This is a genomic window from Gymnodinialimonas mytili, from assembly GCF_037544085.1.
Lineage (GTDB): Bacteria > Pseudomonadota > Alphaproteobacteria > Rhodobacterales > Rhodobacteraceae > Gymnodinialimonas > Gymnodinialimonas mytili.
On record NZ_JBBIFW010000001.1, the window covers coordinates 1,820,041 to 1,843,532 of the forward strand.

The window sequence follows — 23,492 nt, forward strand, 5'->3', positions numbered from 1 at the left end:
TATTTTGAAACAGAGAATAGGGACTAACGCTGAAGGGCAGGTGTTTTGCCGATCATGTCGGTGCCTTCGGCGGCCGTTACGAGAAAATCGGCCACATCCGCACGCGATATCATGCCGTTGCGCCAATCGTCGTGGTTGGTCAGGATTTTATAGGCGCCGCTTTTTCGGTTGTCGGTCAAGATGCCGGGGCGAGCGATTGTCCAATCCAAGCCGCTGTCACGGATCAGCTGTTCTTGCACGTCTTTGTCCGCATAGGCGCGGCCCAGAAATGCCTTTTGGGTCAAACGCTCGGGCGTAGAAAGCTTAGGTGCTGAATCGCCCGCGCCGAACCCGGTCACGGCCAGTAATCGTTTGATGCCCGCTTTGGTCATTTGATCGATCAGGATGCGCGTTGCGTCGGAGAACAGTGTCGTCGCGCTCAGCACACGCAGATCGCGCGGAACGCCCAGCGTCAGGATCACGGCATCGCAGCCGTCGATTGCGTTGAAGACATCCACGGGATGTGTCGCATCCCCATCCAATGCCTCAAATCCCTCGGCGTCGATGTCCAATTTGCTAGCCGAGCGCGCGAAGGCGCGGACTTGGTGGCCACGGGCTAGCGCTTCGTCCACAGTTTTTCGGCCAATTCCACGGCTTGCTCCGATCACGGCGAGTTTCATGGGCAATCCCTCCTTCATCGATAAATAGGTCGCGTCTCAGCACAAAAAAGCCCGCCGGAATGCACCGGCGGGTCAAGGTGGCCCGCGCCACGGCGGAAACCGGAGCGGGCTGCAAGGATCGTATCCGGGGTCTGGCCCCGGAATTCTTATGGGGTCATTTCAGCGCGGATCTGTTGGCGCAGCACATCAATCGAGACGGTCTTACCGTCGCGCTTGAAGTGCCAATAGGTCCACCCGTTGCACGAAGGTGCGCCTTCCAACTCGGCACCGACCTTGTGGATCGATCCCTTGACGTCATCGGCGATCAGCGTGCCATCGGCCCGCACTTTGGCCTGTTGACCGCGCGCATTCAGCAGCATCTCGCCTGGACGCAACATACCGCGTTCCACCAATTGCCCGAATGGTACGCGGGGTTCGGCCCGTTTGCCTTGGCTGACCTGAAGGGCCGACTTGTCGAATTTGCGCACTTTTGACAGACGCTTTTCGGCGACCTTGCGGTAGGCTGCTTCGCGTTCAATGCCGATGAAATCACGGCCGAGCATTTTGGCGACCGCACCTGTTGTGCCGGTGCCAAAGAACGGGTCCAACACCACATCGCCCGGATTGGTTGAGCCAACCAAAACGCGATGCAGCAAGGCTTCGGGCTTCTGCGTCGGATGGGCTTTGTCGCCGTTGTCATCCTTCAACCGTTCCCCGCCGTTGCAAATCGGTAGAACCCAATCCGAGCGCATCTGGATGCCTTCATTCAATTCCTTCAGCGCTTCGTAGTTAAAGGTGTATTTCGCGCCTTCCTCTTTCGAGGCCCAGATCATCGTTTCGTGGGCGTTGGTGAACCGCTTGCCGCGGAAATTCGGCATAGGGTTCGATTTGCGCCAGACCACATCGTTGAGGATCCAAAATCCCTGGGTCTGAAGCTCTGCCCCGACGCGGAAGATGTTGTGGTAGCTGCCGATCACCCAGATCGCCCCGCCGGGTTTCAGCAGACGCTTCGCGGCGGCCAGCCAATCGCGAGTGAATTGATCATAGGCGCGGAAACTGTCGAACTGGTCCCACGCATCATCGACTGCGTCGACCTTGGTATTGTTGGGACGATGCAGATCGCCTTTGAGCTGCAAATTGTAGGGAGGATCAGCAAAAATCAGATCCACCGACGCCTCCGGCAGGCTTTGCATTACATCGATGCAATCGCCGGGAAGGATTTTGTTCAACGGCAACGGGACCGCTGCCTGCGGTTTGGTTTTTGTTGTCATTCTTCTGCCTCTGGCGGGCGCCTCTTTTTGGGCGCTCTGGGTCCATGGCGATAGAATCGCCTATCCACGAATCATGGTCAAACTTCTTTTGAATCAGTGGGTTAGTTTTTTATCCACACAATATCTTGTGGATCGGAGCAAAGCTGCGCCGGTGATGTTGGGTAACCCCAAGATCGTGTAGGGCGCGCCCGTGTTTGGCTGTGCCGTAGCCCATATTCGTCTCCCAACCGTAACCGGGATGCACCAGTGCAAGTTTTCTCATCAATCGGTCGCGCGCGCATTTCGCCATAATTGAGGCCGCCGCGATGCTGAGGCTGCGAGTGTCCCCTTTCACGACGCCGGTCGCGGGGCAAAGCAGATCCCTGGGCAGGGCATTGCCGTCAATCAGCGCGTGATCGGGGGGTGTGGTCAAACCGGCCAAAGCGCGTGCCATGGCCAGCAGACTGGCATTGCGGATGTTGAGCGCGTCGATCTCTTCGACGCTTGCCCAGCCCATCGCCACCTCGGCTGTGTCGAGGATCTGCGGTTCCAGCGCGAGGCGGCGGGGTTCCGACAATTTCTTCGAATCGTTCAGGCCGACCGGGATATGGGCGGGGTCCAAAACCACCGCGCAAGCCGTGACGGGCCCGGCCCAGGGTCCGCGCCCCACTTCATCAACGCCTGCGACACGCCCACCTAAGGCGCTCTCTAATTCGAAGTCCGGTTCCATGGAGTTGGTCTTGCGACATGGAAAAGGGCGGCGCAACCCGAAGGCCGCGCCGCCCGCTCTCTGCTCGATTATCTATGATGCGTGTCCAAATACGTCGGACAACTTGCGTGAATTGGAGTTATCCGCGGCTCCAGCCGTTATTGGCCAAACAGCGGCTGGTATAGATCGTGCGCTGACCACGATCAGTCCAAACCTGGCGCAGGCAATTCCGCGGCAGCAAATGGGCGGCATGGGTATGGTTTTGCATGCAGCGATAGCGGTACCCGCGGAAATTGCCGTTATAGTCGCGTCCTTGGATAAAGCAGCGCGACGGTGCGATCCGTTGAAAATGCGGCTGCGGCTGTGGACGCGGCTGGTGGATCACGGGTGGATTGTGACGGTTGCCGTTATTCCGGTTCGCTTGGCTCAATCCATAAAGCAACAGCAGGCCGCCGAAGATTGCGGCCGCTTCGGCGCCTTGGTTGCGATGGTTGTTCGCAGCTGCGGGGGTAGCGGTTGCAGTTATACCGGTGATGGCCAGGGTCAGAGCGAGCGCGCCAGCGGTCAGGGTCTTGGAAAGGTGGGTCAGCATGGGGTGGGGTCCCTATATGAAATGGTCTTGAAAGGTCGTGCGTCTTGGAGGCAGCGCGCTCATTCGGCGCCTTGTAGGACCAGTGATTCCCCGGCGCTTGACCGCCACGCAATAACGCCGCCGGGCTATCGAATAACGGCGCTTTGCCCACCCGATGACTCGGGCCATACGGGGTCCGGATTTCCACCACTAGCCACCCGGCCACTAAGCATGGCAGCGCCGCGCTAACACCCTGTCGAATCGAAGAAAATACCGGCGGATATCCGATAACATCGGCCAGAATACTTTGGTGTCATTGAATGACAGGCGGGTCTTTGCGCATATCGTTGCCAATTGCTGCTCCCCCTTCAGCACTCACACAGGCAAATAGATGAAACGCTTTTTTAAACCTCTTCTCGCCGCCGCCGCGCTCGCGGTCCTGGCAGGCCCTCTTCACGCCGCATGTTATGCGGATTACCGTGCAAGGATGGATAACCCCTTGCGTCTGCACTACGGTGTCGTCGAACTGCCCCAGAGCGCATGTTCGGTCGGTGCTGCCTCCTCGGTCGTTGCTGGCCGCCTTGCCGCCCAGGGCTGGCAATTGGTGCAGGTGATTTCGGTGTTTGACGATGCCGGTCTCGCCTCAAGGAGAGCGGATGCCGGACAATACTACCTCCGTTTCTGATACGCGGATTGCATCGACGCGTGTCGTTCAACTCGGGATTTTGGCGGTCGTTGCTGTTCTGGTGACGTCCGCCGTTTTACTTTTTCTGAACCTACCGGATGCCGATGCCTTCAACGAAGCGGTGGTTCAGGTGTTCGAGGCCAACGATGTCCGAAACCCAGACGCCATTCGGATGCTTGAGGTATTGGCCCAATCCGGCACCACCTTTGCCAAGGTTCTGGCCAGCTACCGGACGGTGATTTTCGTTCTGATGATTTTCGCGACTGCCCTATTGGTGGCATGTCTGGTGTTCCTGATCACGATCATCACGTTGAATCGCCGTATTGGCGAGATTGAGCGTCAGGGGATTCAGGTGTCCTCCCTGATCTTATCGCGCGAAGAACGTGTGGTGTTGATCAACAATCTGGAATTCAAATTGACCGAGGCCGCGATGGAAACACTGAGCGTGCTGGCCGAGGCGCGTTTGGATGACGATGTTCTGACGGGCGCACAGATTGAATCCATGGTGTCAGGCAAATCGGAAACGGATGTGGATGAGGCAGCCGGGGCTACCCGTATCAAGCGCCTGCGCGATACGTTGGGCAATCAGATGGTCTCAGAATTGCTGATCAAGAACATTGCGCGGCGCGGCTACGTTTTGTCGATCGACAAAGACGTTATCAAGATGGTCTAGCAGCGCGGCGCGCCGCGGCCAAACCCGGTGCTGTCGCTGATCGATCCGGTATCGGCGTCGGTCAAGCCGGTGCGCTGCCCACCACTACCGCGACCGCATCCGGCGCGGTCGTTCCAAGCCCCATTGTCACTGTCGGTTGCTTGGGCTTGCGCCGCTTGCGTGCCAAGCCCCAGGCCCGCCGCGCTCCCTGCTGCCATCAGGCCGAGCACATCCCGACGGCCTGTCACGCGCTCGACGGCGATATCGTTGTCGGTCAATGTCGGTTTGGTTTTGGCATTATCAGACATCATTCGACCCTTTTGGCGCTTTGGCTACGCATTGACCCTGTCGCATCGCCCCGCCACGGTCAACGCCAGGACATCTTCTGCTTTGCAACGCGGCTTGCAGCGTGGTTCTTTGACGCCACTTAGGGGCAAACGGGCATAGAGATGCAGGATTTCAGTTTCGATTGGGCGATCTCACCCAAGACCCAGGATCGCTTTTTCGCCGAGCATTTCGAACGTGCGCCGATGGTCGTCAATCGCGACGCGCCCGACTATTTCGCTGACCTGCTAAGTTTTGCAGAGATTGATCGCGTGATCTCGACGATGGGCCTGTCCCATCCTGAGGTTAACGCGACGCAAGCTGGTGCGCAGATCAAAGCGGCCGATTTCGCTTTTGAAGATGGCCGGATCGATCCTGTGCGTATCGCACAGCTTTACGCGGATGGCGCCACGCTGATCCTGTCGAGTTTGCAAGATCGCCTGCCCAAGCTGGCGCGGTATTGCCGTGCGCTTGAGGCGGTTTTGTCGGCGCGGGTGCAGACGAATATCTATATGACACCGCCGGGCCATCAGGGGTTCAACCCGCATTACGACAGTCATGATGTGTTGGTGTTGCAAGTGGCCGGTTCGAAAGAGTGGCGTCTATTTGGCACGCCGATCGAACTGCCACTCGCCGATCAGGCGTTTGAGAGGGGAGGCGAATTTGGGGTCGAGACGGCGCGCTTCACGCTGCATCCCGGCGACACCGCTTACATCCCGCGGGGCTTGGCCCACGATGCCGTCGCCTTGGGGGCTGGGCCGTCATTGCATGTTACCACAGGTCTGATGGTGCGATCATGGGCCGATGCCATGGTTGAGGCGATTTCCATGATGGCCCGCCGCGATCTGGCCTTTCGCCGGGCCCTTCCGCCCGGTTTTGCCAATCCGGGCGCGGATCTGGCGCAGTATGATGACATCTTTGGCGATCTGGTTCAGCGTCTTGGGCACGCGCCCGCTGACAAAGTGCTTGGCGCATTTCGCGAGGATTTTCTGGCCAGCCGGGTGCCGCGAAGCGACGATCAGATGGCCCAGATTGCCGCGCTAGCTGACTTGTCCACGGAGAGCTTGGTCGGTGCACAGCCCGATCTGATCTACCACTTGGAGATCGACGCTCAAACTGATCAGATGCATCTGTTGGTGCAAGGCGTCGAGATCACCTTGCCCGCTCATGCGCGTCAGAGTCTGGAATACTGCCTGAGAACGCCAGCGTTTCGGGTAACCGAGATGGCTGGTGATTTGGATGATCCGGGCAAGTTGGTGCTGGTACGAAGATTGGTGCGCGAAGGGTTGATGCGGATGCTTTGAACGCCCGTTACCATTCCATCTCGCAAGTGCCACTATTGTAGCATGCGACGACCTCTTCCAGCATCTGGGGTGTTGGGTCGATGAAGACATCCCTGGGGCAGGGCCCTTCATCCAGAACATAAGCGCCATCGACCTGTCGAAAGAAGAACAAGCCGCTGTCGATTTCATTCGCAGACCCGCACCATGCGCTGACGCAGTTTACATGGATCGTCACATTCACGATCCAATCGCGATCAAACGCGTTTCCGGTGAACAATTGACCGTTGAAAGAGGCTGGTTGCGTATAGCCCGCCATCTGATTGCGATCGCCATCCTGCGCGACGGCACCTTCGGGCGGGTCGCTTGGGCCGAGCAGCGCCAGCGAGCCCGTGCCAATCACGTAATCTTCCGGGCTTTCGGCAGCCGCCGCATAGGTGTTGGTCACCGATGGCCGCAGGCAGGACAAGGCGGATGCGGGTCCGGCTGCAAGCAAGGCAAACGTGAAAGCCATCATGCGGATCATAGCGCGAACTCCTTGAAGACGGCCCGATAGATATCTCGCTTGAACGGGACAATCGCCGCCAAGATCTGTTCGGCGCTCATCCAGGCCCAATCGCTGAACTCCACGTCTTTATAGGTCAGGTCGATCACATCGTCCGGTGCATCCAGTCTGAATTGCACCCACATTTGCTTTTGCCCGCGAAATTTTCCACCCCAGCGATTGGGGATCACCTCGATGGGCAGATCGTAGCGCAACCAATCGGCGGTTTGCGCGACGAGATGCACATGGTTCCGGCCCACGCCGGTTTCTTCTTCAAGCTCGCGGTAGGCGGCGTCCAATGGACTTTCGCCTGGATCCACGCCGCCCTGGGGCATCTGCCAGGCAGGTATGTCCATATCCGCCCGTTGCCCCGCAAAAATACGCCCCTGCGCGTTGGTCAGAACGACCCCCACACAAGGGCGATAAGGTAGCATTTCAGCCGCCTCCGGTGTCATACCGGCAGCGCCTTAATTCGGTCCCAGCGCGTTCAAGCCGGTCAGGATATCGATGGCATAGGCCAGCTGATAATCCTGATTTCGCAGATTCGAGGTGGCTTCGGCCGCGGCGCGTTCTTCCTCCAGTTGCCGGAGTTCATCTTCGGTCAGGGAAGAGTTTTCGATCGCGCCACGCAGGCTGGCCTCTGTCCGGGTGGGACGACCATCCTCGCCTTCTTCCTCCGCTTCTACCACGGGCCGCTGTTCCACGATGATGTCGGGCGCTACGCCCAAAGCTTGGATCGACCGACCCGAGGGCGTGTAATATAGCGATGTGGTCAAACGCATTGCGCCATCCCCGGCCAGCGGCATCACCGACTGGACCGAACCCTTGCCGAAGCTGTTGGTGCCCACCACCACCGCGCGGCGGTGATCCTGCAACGCACCGGCCACGATTTCAGAGGCCGAGGCCGAGCCGCCATTGATCAGCACAACCATCGGCAGCCCTTCAATCATATCGCCCGGCGTGGCGTTGTAGCGTTCACCGTCCTGCGGCTCGCGTCCACGGGTCGATACGATCTCACCCTGATCCAGGAATGCGTCACTGACCCGGATAGCCTGGTTCAGCAAGCCGCCTGGATTATTCCGCAGATCCAGAACCACGCCGTTGAGGTTCTCCAATCCACCCAGCTCATCAATCAGGCCTTGCAGCCCGTCGCGAAGATTGGGGTAGGTCTGATCGCTGAAGGTCGACACGCGCAGGATCGCGGTATTGCCTTCGAGACGTGACCGCACGGCGGTCAGACGGATCCGATCGCGTGTGATGGTGATATCGAAAGGTTCATCAGCCCCCTCGCGCACCACTGTGATGATGATATCGCTGCCCACCGGACCGCGCATCATATCCACCGATTCTTCCAAGGTCAGGCCCAGCAGCGCTTCACCGTCGACATGGGTGATATAGTCACCGGCTTCAACACCGGCTTCCATCGCCGGCGTGTCATCCATGGGCGTGATCACTCGGACAAAGCCGTCTTCCTGGGTCACCTCGATACCAAGCCCGCCGAATTCGCCGCGGGTCTGCACCTGAATGTCCTCGTAGTCACGTGCCGAGATGTAGCTGGAATGCGGATCAAGCGAGATCAGCATCCCGTTGATCGCTGCTTCGATCAATTCAGCTTCGTCGACCTCTTCCACGTAGTTCTGCCGAATCCGCTCGAAGATATCGCCAAAGAGGTCCAGCTGTTCATAGACCGAACTGTTGCGTGCATCTTCCTGTGCCAGCAATGGGCCGGCTACCTGTGTGCTGAGCAGGATGCCGCCCGCTAGACCGCCAAGGGCGGCCACCATCAGTCTTTTCATCCGTCATTCCCTTCCTCAATTCGTTCCAGGGCGGCGCATCATAGCGCGGGGCGCTTTTGCCTAGGGTTGGGCGAACCACTCTGCCGGGTCCACCGGGCGCCCGCCCTGTCTCAACTCCATATAAAGCGTTTCCGACAGCCCGGCGCTACCGCCGTCCGCACCAGAAACGATCAATTCCGTGCCACTTTCCGTCACACCACCGGGCATCAGGCCCAATGGCGCCCCTGCGGGGACCAGATCACCGGCTGTCACAAAGATATCGCCCGCACCTGCCATGACGAGAAGATAATCGGCCTGCGGTTCCAGTATAATGACATTTCCGTAATCCGTCAGAGGACCCGCGTAACGGATCGAGGCGGCCCAAGGCGCGGTGATCAGGCCGCGTTGCGGCACGGCGAGCACCTGACCGGGGCGGGTGACGCCAGCGGCGTCGGTCTCGCCAAATCGGCGCAGCAATGTGCCCAGCACCGGCATTGGCAACACGCCGCGCGCCGTCTCGAAGCGGGGCGCATCGCTGGCGGTGCTAACGGGTGTTTCCTGCAGCAGCGCCGCGAGTGAGCCCAGGCTTTCGGCACTGATCGCGATTTGCCGCATCGCATCTTCGTTCAGGGCGAAGCGCGGCGGCAGCTCCACGCGGTCGGCAATCGCTTGGCTCAAAGCCGTTCGCGCGGTTTGTACACCGTCGAGCGCAGTTTCCAACTCGGTCACCGCGACCCCCTGAACCTGGCGGATAAGAGACAATTCCTGCAACTGGCCGCGCAAGATCTGCGCCTCGCGTGCGACGGCGGGTGTCAGATCTGCGACGATCATGCCCAGCCGCGCGGTGCCCAAGGGGCCCTCGGGATGCAGAAGGGTTGCCGGGGCAGGCGCCGCCTCGATCCGTTGCAGGACTGACAGTAGATTGCCCAGGCGGTCGCGCTCGGCCTCAAAGACCAGAAGGATCGTGCGCTCGCGCGTCGTTGCGTCGCGCAGGCCGGCGCGCAATGCATTCAGCCCCAGCTCATAGGCGCGTACCGTTTCGGTCAATGCTTCGACCCGGTCACGGGCGCGCTCGGCCTCAAGCAGGCTCTGCGCGGCGGATTCGAGCCTATCGATGGCTTCTTGCGCGGCAGTCACCGGATCAGTGCTCTGAGCGGCCAAAGGTGCCGCGATAAGCCAAAGTGCGGCGACCAGCCGGATCATGTCAGCAAGCTCTCCCCAGTCATCTCGGCGGGCTGGTCCAAACCCATCAGCGCCAAAAGGCTCGGCGCCAGGTCGGCCAATCGTCCGTCGCGCAGCCCTGTATCTCTGGGCCCGTTCACCAGGATCACCGGGACGAGGTTCGTCGTGTGGGCCGTGTGGGGGCCTCCGGTTGCGGGATCGATCATTGTCTCGCAATTGCCGTGATCAGCGCAGATGATCATAGCGCCATCGACCTCACGCAACGCCTCCAACGCCGCGCCAACTCCTTTATCCACCGCCTCGCAAGCGGCGATCGCGGCGGCGAGATCCCCGGTATGGCCGACCATGTCCGGGTTTGCGTAGTTCACCACGATCAGGTCATAGCGCTCGCGGATCGCGGTCACCAATGCATCCGTCACTTCGTTTGCACTCATCTCCGGCTGTAAATCGTAGGTCGCGACAGACGGCGATTTTGGCATCTTCCGATTCTCACCCGTTTCCGGCACTTCGACACCGCCGTTCAGGAAGAAGGTCACGTGGGGATATTTTTCCGTCTCGGCGACGCGAAACTGACGCAGGCCCGCGCGGGCAACCCAAGCGCCAAGCGTGTTCACGATCTCTTGCTTGGGAAAGACGGTAGTCATGTAGGCGTCGTGAGCCTTTGAGTAATCCACCATGCCCAATTTGGCTGCGAAATCGGGTCGGTTGGTAACATCGAACTCTTCGAATTTGGGGTCACCCATTGCCGCTAGAATTTCGCGTGCACGGTCGGCGCGGTAGTTGAGCATGAAGATCCCGTCGCCGTCGCGCATCCCGTCGTAGCCCCCGATCACGCTGGGCGGGATAAACTCGTCGGTTGTGTCCGCATTGTACGCCGCTTTGATCGCCGCATCGGGCGTCTTGGCGGCATCACCTTCTCCGTTGACCATGGCCTGATAGGCGCGTTCGACCCGATCCCATCGATTGTCGCGATCCATGGCAAAATATCGCCCCAGCACCGTGACGATCTTTGCACCCTCGGGCAGTCGTGGCTCCAAACTCGCCACGAAATCCGCAGCGCTTTTCGGAGCGACGTCGCGCCCATCGGTGATCGCATGGATCGCAACCGGCACGCCCGCATCACACAGGACCTTCACCGCCGTCTCCAGATGCGATAATTGCGAATGCACGCCACCATCGCTGACAAGTCCCATCAGATGCGCGGTGCCGCCGGTGTCTAAAAGCGTCTCTGCGAAGCGGGTTAGAGCCCGATTCTCTGCAAAAGACCCATCGGCAATCGCATCGTTGATCTCGACCAGATCCATCTTCACCACGCGACCGGCGCCGATATTGGTGTGGCCCACTTCGGAATTGCCCATTTGCCCATCCGGCAGCCCCACATCGCGTCCATGGGTCAGCAGAGTTGCGTTTGGGCAAGTCGTCATTAGCTCGTCGATAACCGGCGTTTTGGCGAGCAGTGGCGCATTGTCATCCTGCGTGGTGCCGATCCCCCAGCCATCGAGAATGCAAAGGACAACAGGCTTTGGGGTCTGGGTCATCAGGATGCTCCTTTGATGGCGGTTCTACCAGCCCAGAGCGAGGGGGCAAGCGTTGCCACCTAGACCCGATGATATGGGCTGCCCGCAAGGATCGATGCAGCGCGGTAGAGTTGTTCAGACAGCATCACGCGTGCCAGCATATGCGGCCATACCATCTGTCCGAAAGACAGCGCAAAACTGGCGTCGTCGCGCAGCGCAGGGTCAATCCCGTCGGCACCTCCAATAACAAAGGCCAAATCGCCTTGGCCGCGATCACGCTGATCCGCGAGCTTTCTCGCAAAGGTAGGTGAGGCCACAACACGCCCCCGTTCATCCAATACCCATAAGACCGCCCCCGAAGGTAGCGCCTTGCGGATCAACTCCGCTTCTGCCGCCATACCGCCGCCGCGCTTGTCCTCAAGCTCAATCACTTGGCCAAGTGTCAACCCAAGGCCGCGGCCGGTTTTGTCGAAACGGGTCAGGTAGTCGTCAATCAGCGTCTTTTCCGGCCCGCCCCGCAGGCGACCGATGACGCAAAGATGCACACGCATGGGCCGGTCGCGTCAGGTCGACGCGTCCCCGGCTTGCTGCCACATCTTCTCCAGTTGGTAGAATTCCCGCACTTCGGGGCGAAACACATGCACGATGATATCGGCCGTGTCGATCAGCACCCAATCGCCCGCATCCTTACCCTCAACCTTGCAGATCAGCCCGAACTCGACTTTCAACCGCTCAACCAGCTTTTCCGAGATCGCCGCGACCTGACGGGTCGACCGACCTGAAGCGATTACCATGTAGTCACCAATCGAAGATTGCCCGCGCAAATCGATTTGCACGATGTCTTCGGCTTTGTCATCGCTGAGGGATTTGAGAACGCGCTCCAACAATTCCTCGCTCGTGTAGCTCGGCTGGGTTGGTGCGCTATGCGCCTGTGCGGCGGTGGTCTCAGCCACCGCATGGATCAGTCCGGTCAGGACTCTGTCCTCCTGGTTTTCGCGCCTGACTGCCCCGGCGCCGGGCATCTTCAATATAACAGTGCCAACGCAGCATCTCAACGTGTCGATGTTGTGACGTCACGGGGCCAGCCTGGGTCCGGCCCCGTGTACACTGGGCCTAGCTGCAGGGGGGCAGCGTGCGCAGTTGTTGTCCCAGCAGCCGCCGCAAGCGCATATCGTCGACGACCGGGAAGAATCCAACGGTTTCATCGGCGCGCAACTCAATGGAAACGCGCGCATTTCTAAGGTTTCCCTCACCGGTCAAGCAGGGATTGATGGCAAATGAAAAGGTGCCATCTACGTCCAATCCTGCCTCGCGATAGCCAAGGATCAGCATTTGCTGCTGGCGTAACCGCGTGCGATCCGCCTCGGTCAAAACATAGTATTCCTCCTCCTCAGCGCGCGTCATCACGTATGTTTCGTGCGTCTGTTGCCCCGTTTCGGGCATCGTAGCAGACAGAGTCGCCATGACGCTGCCGTCGGGCAAGGCCACACTGTCCGGCAAGGCCACGCGCGCTGCAAAGGCGTCTGGCTCAGCCGTGATTGGATCGGGGTCATTGGCCCATGCGGGCAAACAAAGCATGGCCATTGCGGCCCCGATAAAGGCCGCTTGGGTAGCTATATTAGTCATTAGAGATGATTCCTCTTTTCAGAAAAAGTTTTTCATGTAAAACATTAAAAAAACATTTTGTGGAGTCAAAAAATGAATGCCTATCAACTTAGGCGAGTCACGCGCCTCGCCCGGGTTCTGCATGTGGTCAGCACGTTGACAATGATCCTGATGCCTGCCTTCCTGATCTATTCAGCTTTCATCGGACTTGCCGGTGAGACGGCGTTGCAGCGGGAATATGATGATTACGTTTTGCCCGAAGTCATCCCCACCTGGACTGTGATCGTGGTGCGCCTGATCCAGATGCTTGGCTTTGCGCTGATCCTTTATGTGTTGTGGCAAATGCGGCAGCTTTTCGCGCTCTACACAGGCGGCGAGACGCTCAGCCAGCGTTGCGCGGATCGGATTCGTCGTTGCGGGCAAGGCTTGGTGACGATTGGAGCGTTCGGCATCCTGTCAAATACTCTCATCGTCCTGCTACTGACCACGGTCAATGTAACCGGGCCGCAAACTCTGGTCGTGACATTTTCAGAGGGCGATGTGGGCTTTTTCCTAGGCGGCGGTTTGATGGTGGTGATCGGCTGGGTGATGGGGGAGGCCGCGCGCATCGCCGAAGACAATCGCGGATTTGTCTGATGCAGATCGTTGTCCGCCTTGATGTCATGTTGGCGCGCCGCAAGATGAAAAGCCGCGAGCTATCGGCCCTGATCGGGATATCGGAACAGAACCTCAGCCTGTTGAAGAGCGGCAAGGTGAAAGGCATCCGATTCGAGACGCTCGCCAAGATCTGCGAGGTGCTCGACTGCCAACCCGGTGATCTGCTTGAGGCCGAGCCTACGGAGGAAACTTAGACTGCTTGTGCTCGTGTGTTCGAACAAACATAGATCTCGTTATTGGGCACATATGTTGGGGATAACCCGCGCAAAAGCGCCATATGCGGCGCGTTTCCGTTGACTCAGCCCGGTCGGCTAGGAAAACTGATCACCTAGAAGAATCGCAACAACGCGAGCAGGTATCAGTGAAGTTTACGCGGCTCAGGCTCAACGGCTTTAAGTCCTTCGTGGATCCCACCGATTTGGTTATCGCTGACGGTTTGACCGGCGTTGTCGGGCCAAATGGGTGCGGGAAATCTAACCTTCTTGAAGCGTTGCGCTGGGTGATGGGCGAAAACCGACCTACCGCAATGCGTGGATCCGGGATGGAGGATGTGATTTTCGGCGGCGCGGCAACCCGGCCCGCCCGCAACTTCGCCGAAGTCTCGCTTCAGATCGACAATGCCGAGCGGCTCGCGCCCGCCGGTTTCAATGAAAAAGACCAGATCGACATCATCCGCCGTATCACGCGAGATGCCGGAAGTGCCTATAAGCTAAACGGAAAAGATGTCCGTGCCCGCGATGTGTCGATGCTGTTTGCAGACGCATCGACCGGTGCCCATAGCCCGGCTCTGGTGCGCCAGGGTCAGATTTCCGAGCTAATTAATGCGCGTCCTAAAGCGCGTCGGCGTGTGCTGGAAGAGGCCGCGGGGATCTCGGGCTTGTATCAGCGGCGCCATGAGGCAGAGTTGAAACTCAAAGGTGCCGAGACAAATTTGGCACGGATTGATGATGTGCTGGATCAGCTGTCGTCACAGCTGAACTCTCTGGCACGGCAGGCAAAACAAGCCGCCCGGTATCGCGAGATCGGGTCGGATCTGCGCTTGGCCGAAGGGCTGTTATTGTTTCTGCGGTGGCGTGATGCGGACGCCGCGCGATTGACGGCGGACGAGGCGTTGCGCGCTGCATTGGGCGCCGCGGCGGCATCCGAGGGCGCTGCGCGGAATGCCGTTACAGCGCGAGAGGCCGCCGAGGCCGCTTTGCCTCCCCTGCGAGAGGAAGACACTGTCGCTGCTGCAATTCTACAGCGTTTGTTGGTCGAGCGTGACAGTTTGCAGGCGGAGTCTGATCGTGCCGAAGCAGCTGTTGAAGCGCTGACCAATCGGATCGCGCAAATTGACAAAGATCGCGAGCGGGAAGGTGCGCTGAATGCCGATGCAGGGGAGAGCGTATCCCGTCTAGAGGCCGAGCGCGCTGAACTGACCGAGGCACAGGATGGTCATGATGATCGCCTGATCAAGGCCGAGGCAGATGTGACTGAGGCACGTGAGGTGCTCGCTGCGCAAGAGGCAGAATTGTCTGACCTGACAGAGCAATCCGCGGCACTTGCGGCGCGCCATCAAGCGATTGAGCGTCGCATTTCCGAGGCAGAGAGAGCTGCGGCGCGCAATGCGCATGAAGCCGAAGCGGCTGAAAAGGCGACCCAAGATGCCGCAGATCGGCTTGCTACATTGAAGCGGGAAGCTGAGGCGGCCGCGGATGCACTGACTGCCGCCACCGACCTTGCGGCGCGTGCGGAAGAGACGCTGATTGAAACGGAAGCCGCGCGTGCCGCTGTTCAAACCACCGAGGCTGAGGCCCGCCAATCTCGGTCAGAGGCCGAAGGGCGCGCGGGCACGTTGGAGGCCGAGGTTTCGGCGCTCACCCGCGTGCTAGAGCGTGATCGTGGTGACGGCGATCAGGTTCTGGATGAGCTGCGGGTTGATCCCGGGTTCGAAGCTGCCATCGGTGCGGCATTGTCCGATGATCTCAAGGCGGCGCGAGCCGGAGCCGCTGGTGCGACGGGCTGGACCGAGCTTGACCCCTATGCTGAAGCCCAGCCTCTGCCCGCTGGCGCGCAATCCGCTAGCGATGTCGCGACCGGACCGGATCTATTTGCTCGCCGTCTTAGCCAGATCGGAATTGTGGATGCCGCAGATGGCGCCGCCTTGCAGCCGTTGCTGTGGCCCGGACAACGGCTTGTCAGTCGCAGCGGAGATCTGTGGCGATGGGATGGATTTGCCGTGGCTGCTGCGGATGCGGTCTCAACCGCCGCGCGGCGGTTGGAACAAGCCAACCGTTTGATTGAACTGGAGAAAGAGCGGGATACTGCCCGTGATTTGGCGGTTCAGGCGATCGAAGCCCATGATCAACTGGCGGCTCGCTTGGTGGAACTGACCGATGCCGACAAAGCCGCTCGCGCCGCGCGTCGGGATGCCGAGACACAGCTAAGCCAGGCCTCTCGTGCCGCATCGCGCGCCGAAGCCGATCAGTCGGTGCTGGACGGCAAGTTAGAGACCCTGCGCCTGACGGCCACGCGTCACGCGGAGGAAGCCGAAACGGCGCGCGCTGAGCTTGTGCGTGCCCAAGATGCCTTGGCTGAATTGGATGATCTGGACGCGGTTCGCGGGCGCCTGGCGGATATAAAAACCACGGTCGAAGCCGCGCGCATGACGATGTTGGCCCGCCGCGCCGCCTTTGACGAGGCCAAACGTGATGGCGAGGCCCGCGTGGCGCGGATCGGGAAGATCGGCCAGGATATCGACCGTTGGCAAAGTCGCTTGGACAACGCGGCCGGCCGCTTGGCTGAGCTGGAAAAGCGCCGCGCTGAGGCTGAAGCCTCATTGATTGATGCGCGTCAGAAGCCTGGCGAGCTCGAAGAGCGTCGCTTAGGTCTGGCGGATAAAATCACCGAGGCGGAAGGGCGCAAGGCGACCTCGGCAGATGCGCTGTCGGTGGGCGAATCCAATCTGCGCGCCGCGACGGCGGCGGAGCGTGATGCAGAACGCAAGGCATCTGAAGCGCGCGAGGGTCGTGCCGCTGCCGAGGCGCGTCGCGATGCCGCCAACGAGGCTGTCCAAGCCGCCGCCGATCGTATTTCCGAAGAACAGGAGATGACCCCCGAGGCCCTGCGTGAAAGCCTTGGCGACTTGCCGGATCCCATGCCCCCAGCGGATCGCGTCGAGGCCGATGTCATGCGCCTGCGCCGTCAGCGTGACTCGCTTGGCGCGGTGAACCTACGGGCCGAGGAAGATGCGAGAGAGGTGCGTGAGGAGCACGATACTCTGGCCTCGGAAAAAGAGGATTTGGAGGCCGCCATTGCCAAGCTGCGTTCCGGGATCGCAAGCCTGAACAAGGAAGGCCGCGAGCGTTTGTTGACCGCGTTTGACGAGGTGAACACTAATTTCTCTCGGCTTTTCACGCACCTTTTCGGTGGTGGGGAGGCGCGCTTGGTCCTGGTAGAATCCGATGATCCCCTTGAGGCGGGCCTTGAGATCCTGTGCCAGCCGCCCGGCAAAAAGCTAAGCACACTCAGCCTGTTATCAGGTGGGGAACAAACGCTCACCGCATTGGCACTTATTTTCGGTGTGTTCTTGGCCAACCCTGCGCCGATCTGTGTGCTCGACGAGGTTGATGCGCCGTTGGATGATGCAAATGTCACGCGGTTCTGCGACATGCTGGACGAGATGACACGCCAGACAAATACGCGGTTCCTGACCATCACGCACCACGCAGTCACCATGGCCCGTATGGATCGCCTGTTCGGAGTAACCATGGGCGAACAAGGTGTCAGCCAGTTGGTCAGCGTTGATCTGAAAAAGGCCGAGGCGCTGGTTGCATAGGCGTCATGGGCAAGGTTTATCTCTGCGCGACAAAAGAGGTAACGAACGCCAATGGACCTGAAGACACGCCTCCAGATCTGGAACTTGGCCAGAAAACGGCGCCGAAACCGCAATAATGACCTATATCCGAAAAATCTGGTGGTGATGGGGATTGCCAAGAATGAAGGCATGAACATCGACGAGTGGATCGATCACTACCTCTGGCAAGGCGCGGACCGGATCGTGCTGATCGACAACGGTTCGACCGATGACACTGTCGCACGCGCAGAGCGTTGGGCGGCGGATGGGCATCCCGTTACGATCATGCATCGATCGCAAAGATCAATGCAGGTGCCACATTACAAATCGGTCTTTCGCGAATTGGCTCTGCAAAAAACCTACCGCTGGTTGCTGATCGTGGATCTCGATGAGTTTCTGTTCTGCCCCAACGGGGATCGCGTTGCTGATGCCTTGACGGAATTCGGAAGCACGCGCCTGATCTATTTTAACTGGCGGCACTTCGGCGCAGCGGGTCAAGATGATCATCCGGACAGTCTGAGGCGCAGATTGACCCATCGGCGCCCATCGCTTGGATCCCATCGAGATACCAAATGGATCGCTCGGACCTCGGCGTTGAACGGCGGACGCAATATCGGCCTTCACAAGGTGCCCGGTGTTTCAAGCCGCCACGTTGTGTCCGACAATGCGCGGTTTCAGTTGAACCACTACATCACCCAAAGCCGCGAGTTCTTCTTCAAGGTCAAAGCCACGCGGGGCTCTGCGTTTTCCAAGCAGAATGACCACGTCCGCACCGCCGAGTATTTCGACAAGGCGAATGCGGGCTGTACCTATGAAGATCGTACGTTGGTCGATCTTCTAGAGGGGCATGGTCCAAAAGGCGAGGACCGCACGAATTTGGCCGCTCCCACTGAGATATAGCGGCTCGCGCGGTTTCCACTATAGCGCGTTCAGCAAAGCGCGCGTTGGCCAAGCGTCGGCGGGCATGCCCAGACGGCGCTGTTCTTCGCGCACGGCGGCACGGGTTCCGGCGCCCAAGATACCGTCGATTTCACCAACATTATGACCGCGCTGCGCAAGCGCCTGTTGAAGCTGGCGCATCGCGTTGCCGTCCAAGCCGGGCTCAGGACTACGCGCGTCAAAGACCGGCGCGCCTTCCAGGCGGGTGGCGAAATAGGCGGCGGTCAGGACGTAGGTAAAGCTCTGATTCCATTCGAACAGCACGCTGAAATTTGGATAAGCCATAAAGGCCGGTCCGTTTCGGCCTTGGGGCAAGATCAGCGATGCTTGGGCATTCTGCATCGGCAGCGCGCCGCTGCGGCCTTGCACACCGTCGGCCATCCAGTCCGACACGCTGCGTGTTGTATGAATGCCGCTTTGGTACCAATCCAGATCGCTCGGCACCGTGACCTCGACCAACCAAGGCTCGTTGGGTCGCCATCCCAAAGAGGACAGCAGATTCGCTCCGCTCATCAATGCGTCCGGTGCGGAGGTCTGCAGATACACATGGCCGTCACCATCACCGTCCACACCGTGGGCGATAATATCTTCGGGCAGCATCTGAACCATTCCGATTTCGCCCGCCCAGGCCCCCAACGTGTTTACGGGATCGAAATCGCCCGCCTCGAACATCTCAAGTGCGGCGAAAACCTGCGGCCGAAAGATATGGGGCCGCCGACAATCATGGGCCAGCGTCACCAAGGCATCGAGCGTGTTGTAGTCGCCTTGGAAGGCGCCGTAATCTGTCTCAAACGCCCAAAACGAGAGTAGTATACCGCGCGAAACGCCAAAGCGTTGTTCGATGGCGTCAAAGGTTGCATTCTGTCGCTCGGCATTACGGCGGCCATTGTCCATTCGGTTCTGACTGATCAGACGGCGCGCGAAGTCGGTGAACGGGACAGTGAAGATGCCCTGGCGCCGATCTGCATCAATGGCCCGCTGAGAATAGCTTGCATGGCGAAAGAAGGCGTCGATGTTGTCTTGCGAATGACCGCGCTCAGCGGCTTCGGCGCGGAGGCCCTGCACAAAGCTGCTAAAATCACCCCCGCATTGCTGCGCGACCGCTGTCGATCCGAGAGTGAGAGAGAGAAGAAGCGGGGCGAGAATGCGCATATGAATAAACCAAGTTGAAGGCTGTTTTCCGGTAGACTAACGCGCCGCTGCTAGTGCGCAACCGTAAGAACGAAGCTTGCAGCAAAGAGCATTGCCCAAACGCGCCACAGCACCCGTACGCTGGCCGAGATGTCACCTGCGCTGGCCTCGCGCGTTCCCGCGGCATTCAATACAGGGTCGGATGTCATTTGGCCTTCATAACTGCGTGGCCCCGACAGAGCGAGACCAAGGGCGGCTGCCATGGCGGCCTCCGGCCAGCCCGCATTGATTGAGCGATGGTGCGGCCCATCCCGCATAGCGGCTGTAAGCGCTTTCGATCCGTGGGTGAGCGCGATCAGACCTGCCGTCAGGCGCGCAGGCACGTAGTTCAACACATCATCCAGCCGTGCCGCAGCCCATCCGAATGCTTCATATCGATCAGTTCGATGTCCGATCATGGAATCGGCTGTATTGACGATTTTGTAGAAGAGAATGCCGGGAAGTCCCCCGATCAGAAACCAGAAGGCAGGGGCGATGACGCCGTCCGACATGTTCTCTGCGGCGCTCTCGATCGCGGCGCGGGATATGGCAGCTTGATCGAGTGCGCTGGTATCTCGCCCGACGATCGTCGATACCGCCTGACGCCCCTTGGGTACCGATTGACGCAAAGCGACAGCAACCGCCTCAACATGGTCGGCCAGGCTGCGCTGGGCCAGCAGTATCGCAGCGCCAAGCACCTGCCAAAGCCAGCCGAGCGGCAGTTCGGATATGATCCATCCAAGTCCAAGCGCGCCGAGTGACAGGCCCAGAACCACCAAGATGCCAGAGATCCGCCTGCTTGCGCCACGGTTGAGCCGACTGTCACAGATTGAGATGATGCGCCCCATGAGCACGGCGGGATGCGGTACTCTCGCCCAAAGCCAGCGTGGTTCGCCGAACACGCTGTCCAGAACCAGTGCCACCAACAGCAGCGGTGCCGTTGCCATTAGAGGGCGGTCCGAAGCCGGACCCACTCAACCTCATTTCTTGGAAGGCCGAACCGGATCCAGGTCTGCGAATAGGGGAAGATGCGGGTAAGGATATGGCGCTGCGCCAGATGCTCATGCAGCGCTTTGCATCCCTTCGGCCAATGATAGGTGCGGAACAGAGAGGTACCGCCAACGATCTCAGCACCGCGGCTTAGCAAAAGGTCGTCCAATCGGGCAGTGTCGCGGATCAATCGTACGCGCGTTGCCTCTGCCCAATCTGAGTCGCGCAAGGCGCGCGCACCAATCCACAATGCAGGTCCCGAGACCGGCCAGGGCCCTAGTAGATCGGACAGGCCCGCGAGCGTTTCGGGTTGGCCGATCGCAAATCCCAAGCGTAGGCCAGCGAGACCCCAAAACTTACCCATCCCTTTGTATACAATGACACCGGGACGTTCAGTTAGGGCGATGTGACTGCATTCCTGCAATGTGTCGCAGAAACTTTCATCGATGATAGTCAACTGCCGGTCGCCAACGATACTCGGCGGCCAAAGGCGGCCATCGGGATTATTTGGATGCACGTAGACATGGGTGGGCTGATGAGGATCAGCCACATTGCCCAAACGTCCACGGGCTGCAAAGGCAGCGGCGTGTTCGTTGTAGGTGGGCTTCGGAATATGAGCGCCATATTCTTCTACAAGATCAGGTATTCGCGTGATCAAGGACGATACGCCGGGTGCGGCAATGATTTCGGTCGTATCGGGCACCTGCCAAAAGGTGCGTGCGGCAGCGATCAGGTTCTCCATCGCTCCGGTATCGGGCAATTCCGTCCAAGCTGTGTGGGGCACCTGTCCGAATGGATAAGCGACTGGATTGATCCCAGTCGACAGATCCACCCAATCTTCCCGCAGACCGCCATAGCGCTGCATTGCAGCATCCAAACCACCGCCGTGATCGCGTTTTTGTAAAGGACCTGTTGTTATCATGCCCTTGTTTGAAGCGGAAAATCAGGCCGCCTGCAATGCCGCGCGACCATGGGGCGCAGACCAATCGATTTCAGGATTAATGGGAATGATCCGGTGGGGGTTAATGCTTTCGTGGCTGTAATGATAGTGCCGCACGATGTGGTCGAAGTTTATCGTCCCAGAGACACCAGGCCATTGATACAATTCGCGGGTGTAAGCCCAGAGGTTGGGATAGTCGATCAGACGCTTGCGATTGCACTTGAAATGCAGGTGATAGACTGGATCGAAGCGCACCAGCGTCGTGAACAGGCGCCAATCGGCCTCGGTCACTTGCGCGCCGGTCAGATAGCGGTTTCGCGAAAGCAGATCCTCGATCCAATCGAGTGATTGGAACAGGGCGGAGACCGCTTTGTCATAAGCCGTTTGGGTCGTGGCGAAGCCAGATTTGTAGACACCGTTGTTGATATCGGAATAGATCCGCGCGTTGATTTCATCGATCCGCGCGCGATGTCTTTGCGGATAGTAGTCTTCGGAGTTGCCGGTGATGTCGTTGAACGCGCTGTTGAACATGCGAATGATCTCAGACGATTCGTTGGACACGATGTTATTGGTCTGCTTGTCCCACAGGATCGGCACCGTGACACGGGTGGTCACACCCGGTTGCGCCTTTGTGTAGATCTGATGCGCGAAATCGAAGCCGAACAGCTTGTCGCCTGTCGCCCCTTCGAAATCGGTGCCGAAATGCCAACCGTTCGACATCATGTCGGGATGGACGACGGACACGTCGATATGATCCTCCAATCCCTTCAAAGCGCGGAAGATCAGGGTCCGGTTTGCCCAAGGACAAGCATGGCTGACATAGAGATGGTAGCGACCGCTTTCGGCTTTGTAGCCAGCTGTGCCGCTTGGACCCGCTGACCCATCCGTTGTGATCCAATTGCGAAATTGCGCTTCAGATCGCTTAAATGCGCCGCCGGATGATTTGGTATCGTACCAAGTGTCATGCCAGTCGCCGTCAATCAGCAGGCCCATGGGACTCCCTCCGTGAGTGTGGTGTGTTGGAGGTAGTTTCGGCGGCCATGCACATAAACGCCCAGCCGCGCAGGGCGACCTCAGCACGATTGCACAGAGAGATGTTGCTAGTCGGTCTTCGCAGCGCGGCGACGTGCGCGGAAACTTTCGGCTTTCGCGCGATTCCCGCAACGGGCCATATCGCACCAGCGCCGCCCGCGTCCGCGTCCGCGGTCGATGAACAGGCGAGTACAACGGCGGCATTCGGACAGACGCGGGAATTCGGGGGATGTCGTCAGATCCATGAAAGACAGCGCCAAAACGTCTTGCAGGCCACAGCCCTGACCGGCCTGCATCGCCAGACCCGCGCTTCCAAAACTAACATGGGCGCGGCTGAGCGCGGTTTTCATGGCACGCTCCACATGGCGCACATCATCCCTCTCGGGCGCCTGCTTGGCAGCGGCTGCGGACAGCACCCGGAATGCCGCCTCGCGAAAGGCGATTAAGGACGCCAAGTCTTTGTTTTCCGGAACATCCAGCGCCTGACCCAACCCCGCCTGGATCAGCAACCCGACCAGCTCGACCCCGTTGTCGAACAAGTCGGACTCACGCGTTTTACCATCGTCAGCTACCGAGTTGACGAAGGCCAAGAACGGATGATCGGCCACCGGCGTGTCTGGGCGGCGCAACAGGTCGTTCATCGATAAGGTCCCGTTAACAATTGTTTAATTATTTCTTGGCGACAGTCATGGTCACAACGCGAAAATCGAGAAAAGGTTCAACGCTGTCCAGAGACCAGCGGAAAATCGCGCCTAATCGGCGGAGTTACGTCATTGACCTGACACGTTTTTAGGTCATTAACCGCTTGCGTACGGCCCCATCACCCGTCGGAGGATCCGATGTCTGATTATTTGCCGCAGGAGATCCGCGATCAATTGGTCGAGGCCCACCGTGCCGCCCGGCGCAAGCGCGCTAAACGCTCGGTTCATATCGGGGCTGACGCTTTTGCGATTCTCGAGATGTCTGACACAGGGTTCGCGGTCGACATGATTGAGACGCCGCCCTTGCGCGGTTTCATCGATATCTACGAAGGCGCGACCCATCTTTATCAGGCCCTGATCGTTGCGGCTGCTACGGATGGCGATCTGATGCGGTATGAGTTCAAACGCAACACGGCCGCCGCGCGTGTGGCCCCGGTGGATTTCGAACGTCCTCATCCAGAGGTTGCCGGATTGCTGTCCAAAGCTTAGTCAATTT

General features: G+C 59.3%; 26 protein-coding genes. 8 read left to right on the plus strand and 18 right to left on the minus strand.

Annotated features, from left to right (window positions below):
* Positions 1 to 23 precede the first annotated feature (23 nt).
* The 4 genes from V8J82_RS09000 to V8J82_RS09015 all read right to left on the minus strand — a co-directional run bounded on the left by V8J82_RS09000 (position 24) and on the right by V8J82_RS09015 (position 3,189).
* Entirely contained in the window at positions 24 to 659 is a 636-nt protein-coding gene (locus V8J82_RS09000) for an NAD(P)-dependent oxidoreductase (RefSeq protein ID WP_339974334.1), read from the minus strand.
* A 146-nt stretch (positions 660 to 805) separates the two neighbouring features.
* Positions 806 to 1,909 (minus strand): site-specific DNA-methyltransferase, encoded by a 1,104-nt coding sequence (locus V8J82_RS09005; RefSeq protein ID WP_339974336.1) that lies wholly within the window; start codon positions 1,907 to 1,909, stop codon positions 806 to 808.
* 109 nt (positions 1,910 to 2,018) lie between these two features.
* Positions 2,019 to 2,618, minus strand: a complete 600-nt coding sequence (gene rnhB / locus V8J82_RS09010) for a ribonuclease HII (RefSeq protein WP_339974338.1) — start codon at positions 2,616 to 2,618, stop codon at positions 2,019 to 2,021.
* A gap of 118 nt (positions 2,619 to 2,736) precedes the next feature.
* Positions 2,737 to 3,189 (minus strand): hypothetical protein, encoded by a 453-nt coding sequence (locus tag V8J82_RS09015; protein WP_339974340.1) that lies wholly within the window; start codon positions 3,187 to 3,189, stop codon positions 2,737 to 2,739.
* Positions 3,190 to 3,559: 370 nt separating this feature from the next.
* Between V8J82_RS09015 and V8J82_RS09020 the strand changes: the two genes are divergently transcribed.
* Complete coding sequence (locus V8J82_RS09020) at positions 3,560 to 3,853, plus strand: hypothetical protein (RefSeq protein ID WP_339974342.1); 294 nt, start codon at positions 3,560 to 3,562, stop codon at positions 3,851 to 3,853.
* The gene (locus V8J82_RS09025; RefSeq protein WP_339974344.1) at positions 3,825 to 4,526 is read left to right on the plus strand and encodes a winged helix-turn-helix domain-containing protein; all 702 of its coding nucleotides are present in this window, start codon (positions 3,825 to 3,827) and stop codon (positions 4,524 to 4,526) included. The genes V8J82_RS09020 and V8J82_RS09025 overlap by 29 nt, the downstream gene beginning before the upstream one ends.
* On the opposite strand, the gene V8J82_RS09030 is transcribed toward V8J82_RS09025, so the two are convergent.
* Entirely contained in the window at positions 4,523 to 4,813 is a 291-nt protein-coding gene (locus V8J82_RS09030; RefSeq protein WP_339974345.1) for a hypothetical protein, read from the minus strand. The genes V8J82_RS09025 and V8J82_RS09030 overlap by 4 nt on opposite strands.
* 141 nt (positions 4,814 to 4,954) lie before the next feature.
* Between V8J82_RS09030 and V8J82_RS09035 the strand changes: the two genes are divergently transcribed.
* On the plus strand, positions 4,955 to 6,133 hold the full coding sequence (locus V8J82_RS09035; RefSeq protein ID WP_339974346.1) for a cupin domain-containing protein: 1,179 nt from the start codon (positions 4,955 to 4,957) through the stop codon (positions 6,131 to 6,133).
* A gap of 7 nt (positions 6,134 to 6,140) precedes the next feature.
* Here V8J82_RS09035 and V8J82_RS09040 read toward each other — a convergent pair whose 3' ends face one another.
* The 8 genes from V8J82_RS09040 to V8J82_RS09075 form a co-directional block, all read right to left on the minus strand.
* Positions 6,141 to 6,635 (minus strand): hypothetical protein, encoded by a 495-nt coding sequence (locus V8J82_RS09040; protein WP_339974348.1) that lies wholly within the window; start codon positions 6,633 to 6,635, stop codon positions 6,141 to 6,143.
* Complete coding sequence (locus V8J82_RS09045) at positions 6,632 to 7,108, minus strand: RNA pyrophosphohydrolase (RefSeq protein WP_339974349.1); 477 nt, start codon at positions 7,106 to 7,108, stop codon at positions 6,632 to 6,634. The genes V8J82_RS09040 and V8J82_RS09045 overlap by 4 nt, the downstream gene beginning before the upstream one ends.
* A gap of 12 nt (positions 7,109 to 7,120) precedes the next feature.
* Positions 7,121 to 8,449: a S41 family peptidase gene (locus V8J82_RS09050; protein WP_339974351.1), complete on the minus strand. Its 1,329-nt coding sequence runs from the start codon at positions 8,447 to 8,449 to the stop codon at positions 7,121 to 7,123.
* 60 nt (positions 8,450 to 8,509) lie between these two features.
* Positions 8,510 to 9,631 (minus strand): murein hydrolase activator EnvC family protein, encoded by a 1,122-nt coding sequence (locus V8J82_RS09055; RefSeq protein ID WP_339974353.1) that lies wholly within the window; start codon positions 9,629 to 9,631, stop codon positions 8,510 to 8,512.
* Positions 9,628 to 11,148, minus strand: a complete 1,521-nt coding sequence (gene gpmI / locus V8J82_RS09060) for a 2,3-bisphosphoglycerate-independent phosphoglycerate mutase (protein ID WP_339974355.1) — start codon at positions 11,146 to 11,148, stop codon at positions 9,628 to 9,630. The genes V8J82_RS09055 and gpmI overlap by 4 nt, the downstream gene beginning before the upstream one ends.
* Positions 11,149 to 11,207: 59 nt before the next feature.
* Complete coding sequence (rlmH, locus tag V8J82_RS09065; RefSeq protein WP_339974356.1) at positions 11,208 to 11,678, minus strand: 23S rRNA (pseudouridine(1915)-N(3))-methyltransferase RlmH; 471 nt, start codon at positions 11,676 to 11,678, stop codon at positions 11,208 to 11,210.
* Positions 11,679 to 11,690: 12 nt separating this feature from the next.
* A complete protein-coding gene (gene rsfS, locus V8J82_RS09070; protein WP_339974575.1) occupies positions 11,691 to 12,149 on the minus strand; it encodes a ribosome silencing factor in 459 nt (152 codons plus the stop codon).
* Between the two features lie 91 nt (positions 12,150 to 12,240).
* Positions 12,241 to 12,753 carry a hypothetical protein gene (locus V8J82_RS09075; RefSeq protein ID WP_339974358.1) on the minus strand — a complete coding sequence of 171 codons (513 nt, stop codon included), beginning with the start codon at positions 12,751 to 12,753 and terminating at the stop codon, positions 12,241 to 12,243.
* A gap of 72 nt (positions 12,754 to 12,825) precedes the next feature.
* On the opposite strand from V8J82_RS09075, the gene V8J82_RS09080 reads away from it, so the two are divergent.
* From V8J82_RS09080 to V8J82_RS09095, 4 genes are all read left to right on the plus strand, one after another.
* Positions 12,826 to 13,368, plus strand: a complete 543-nt coding sequence (locus V8J82_RS09080; protein ID WP_339974360.1) for a DUF2975 domain-containing protein — start codon at positions 12,826 to 12,828, stop codon at positions 13,366 to 13,368.
* Positions 13,368 to 13,583, plus strand: a complete 216-nt coding sequence (locus tag V8J82_RS09085; RefSeq protein WP_339974362.1) for a helix-turn-helix domain-containing protein — start codon at positions 13,368 to 13,370, stop codon at positions 13,581 to 13,583. Before V8J82_RS09080 ends, V8J82_RS09085 begins: the two co-directional genes overlap by 1 nt.
* Positions 13,584 to 13,750: 167 nt before the next feature.
* Complete coding sequence (gene smc / locus V8J82_RS09090; RefSeq protein WP_339974365.1) at positions 13,751 to 17,206, plus strand: chromosome segregation protein SMC; 3,456 nt, start codon at positions 13,751 to 13,753, stop codon at positions 17,204 to 17,206.
* A 144-nt stretch (positions 17,207 to 17,350) separates the two neighbouring features.
* Positions 17,351 to 18,124: a glycosyltransferase family 2 protein gene (locus V8J82_RS09095; RefSeq protein WP_339974367.1), complete on the plus strand. Its 774-nt coding sequence runs from the start codon at positions 17,351 to 17,353 to the stop codon at positions 18,122 to 18,124.
* An 18-nt stretch (positions 18,125 to 18,142) separates the two neighbouring features.
* Here V8J82_RS09095 and V8J82_RS09100 read toward each other — a convergent pair whose 3' ends face one another.
* The 5 genes from V8J82_RS09100 to V8J82_RS09120 all read right to left on the minus strand — a co-directional run bounded on the left by V8J82_RS09100 (position 18,143) and on the right by V8J82_RS09120 (position 22,936).
* Positions 18,143 to 19,315, minus strand: coding sequence for a lytic murein transglycosylase (locus V8J82_RS09100; protein WP_339974369.1), 1,173 nt, complete (start codon positions 19,313 to 19,315; stop codon positions 18,143 to 18,145).
* A 50-nt stretch (positions 19,316 to 19,365) separates the two neighbouring features.
* Positions 19,366 to 20,280 carry an adenosylcobinamide-phosphate synthase CbiB gene (gene cbiB, locus V8J82_RS09105; RefSeq protein ID WP_339974370.1) on the minus strand — a complete coding sequence of 305 codons (915 nt, stop codon included), beginning with the start codon at positions 20,278 to 20,280 and terminating at the stop codon, positions 19,366 to 19,368.
* A complete protein-coding gene (locus V8J82_RS09110; protein WP_339974371.1) occupies positions 20,280 to 21,245 on the minus strand; it encodes a threonine-phosphate decarboxylase in 966 nt (321 codons plus the stop codon). Before V8J82_RS09110 ends, cbiB begins: the two co-directional genes overlap by 1 nt.
* A 21-nt stretch (positions 21,246 to 21,266) precedes the next feature.
* Positions 21,267 to 22,256, minus strand: coding sequence for a glutathione S-transferase family protein (locus V8J82_RS09115; RefSeq protein ID WP_339974372.1), 990 nt, complete (start codon positions 22,254 to 22,256; stop codon positions 21,267 to 21,269).
* Positions 22,257 to 22,363: 107 nt separating this feature from the next.
* Positions 22,364 to 22,936 (minus strand): CGNR zinc finger domain-containing protein, encoded by a 573-nt coding sequence (locus V8J82_RS09120; RefSeq protein ID WP_339974373.1) that lies wholly within the window; start codon positions 22,934 to 22,936, stop codon positions 22,364 to 22,366.
* A gap of 198 nt (positions 22,937 to 23,134) precedes the next feature.
* On the opposite strand from V8J82_RS09120, the gene V8J82_RS09125 reads away from it, so the two are divergent.
* Positions 23,135 to 23,485, plus strand: coding sequence for a hypothetical protein (locus V8J82_RS09125; RefSeq protein WP_339974374.1), 351 nt, complete (start codon positions 23,135 to 23,137; stop codon positions 23,483 to 23,485).
* Positions 23,486 to 23,492 lie beyond the last annotated feature (7 nt).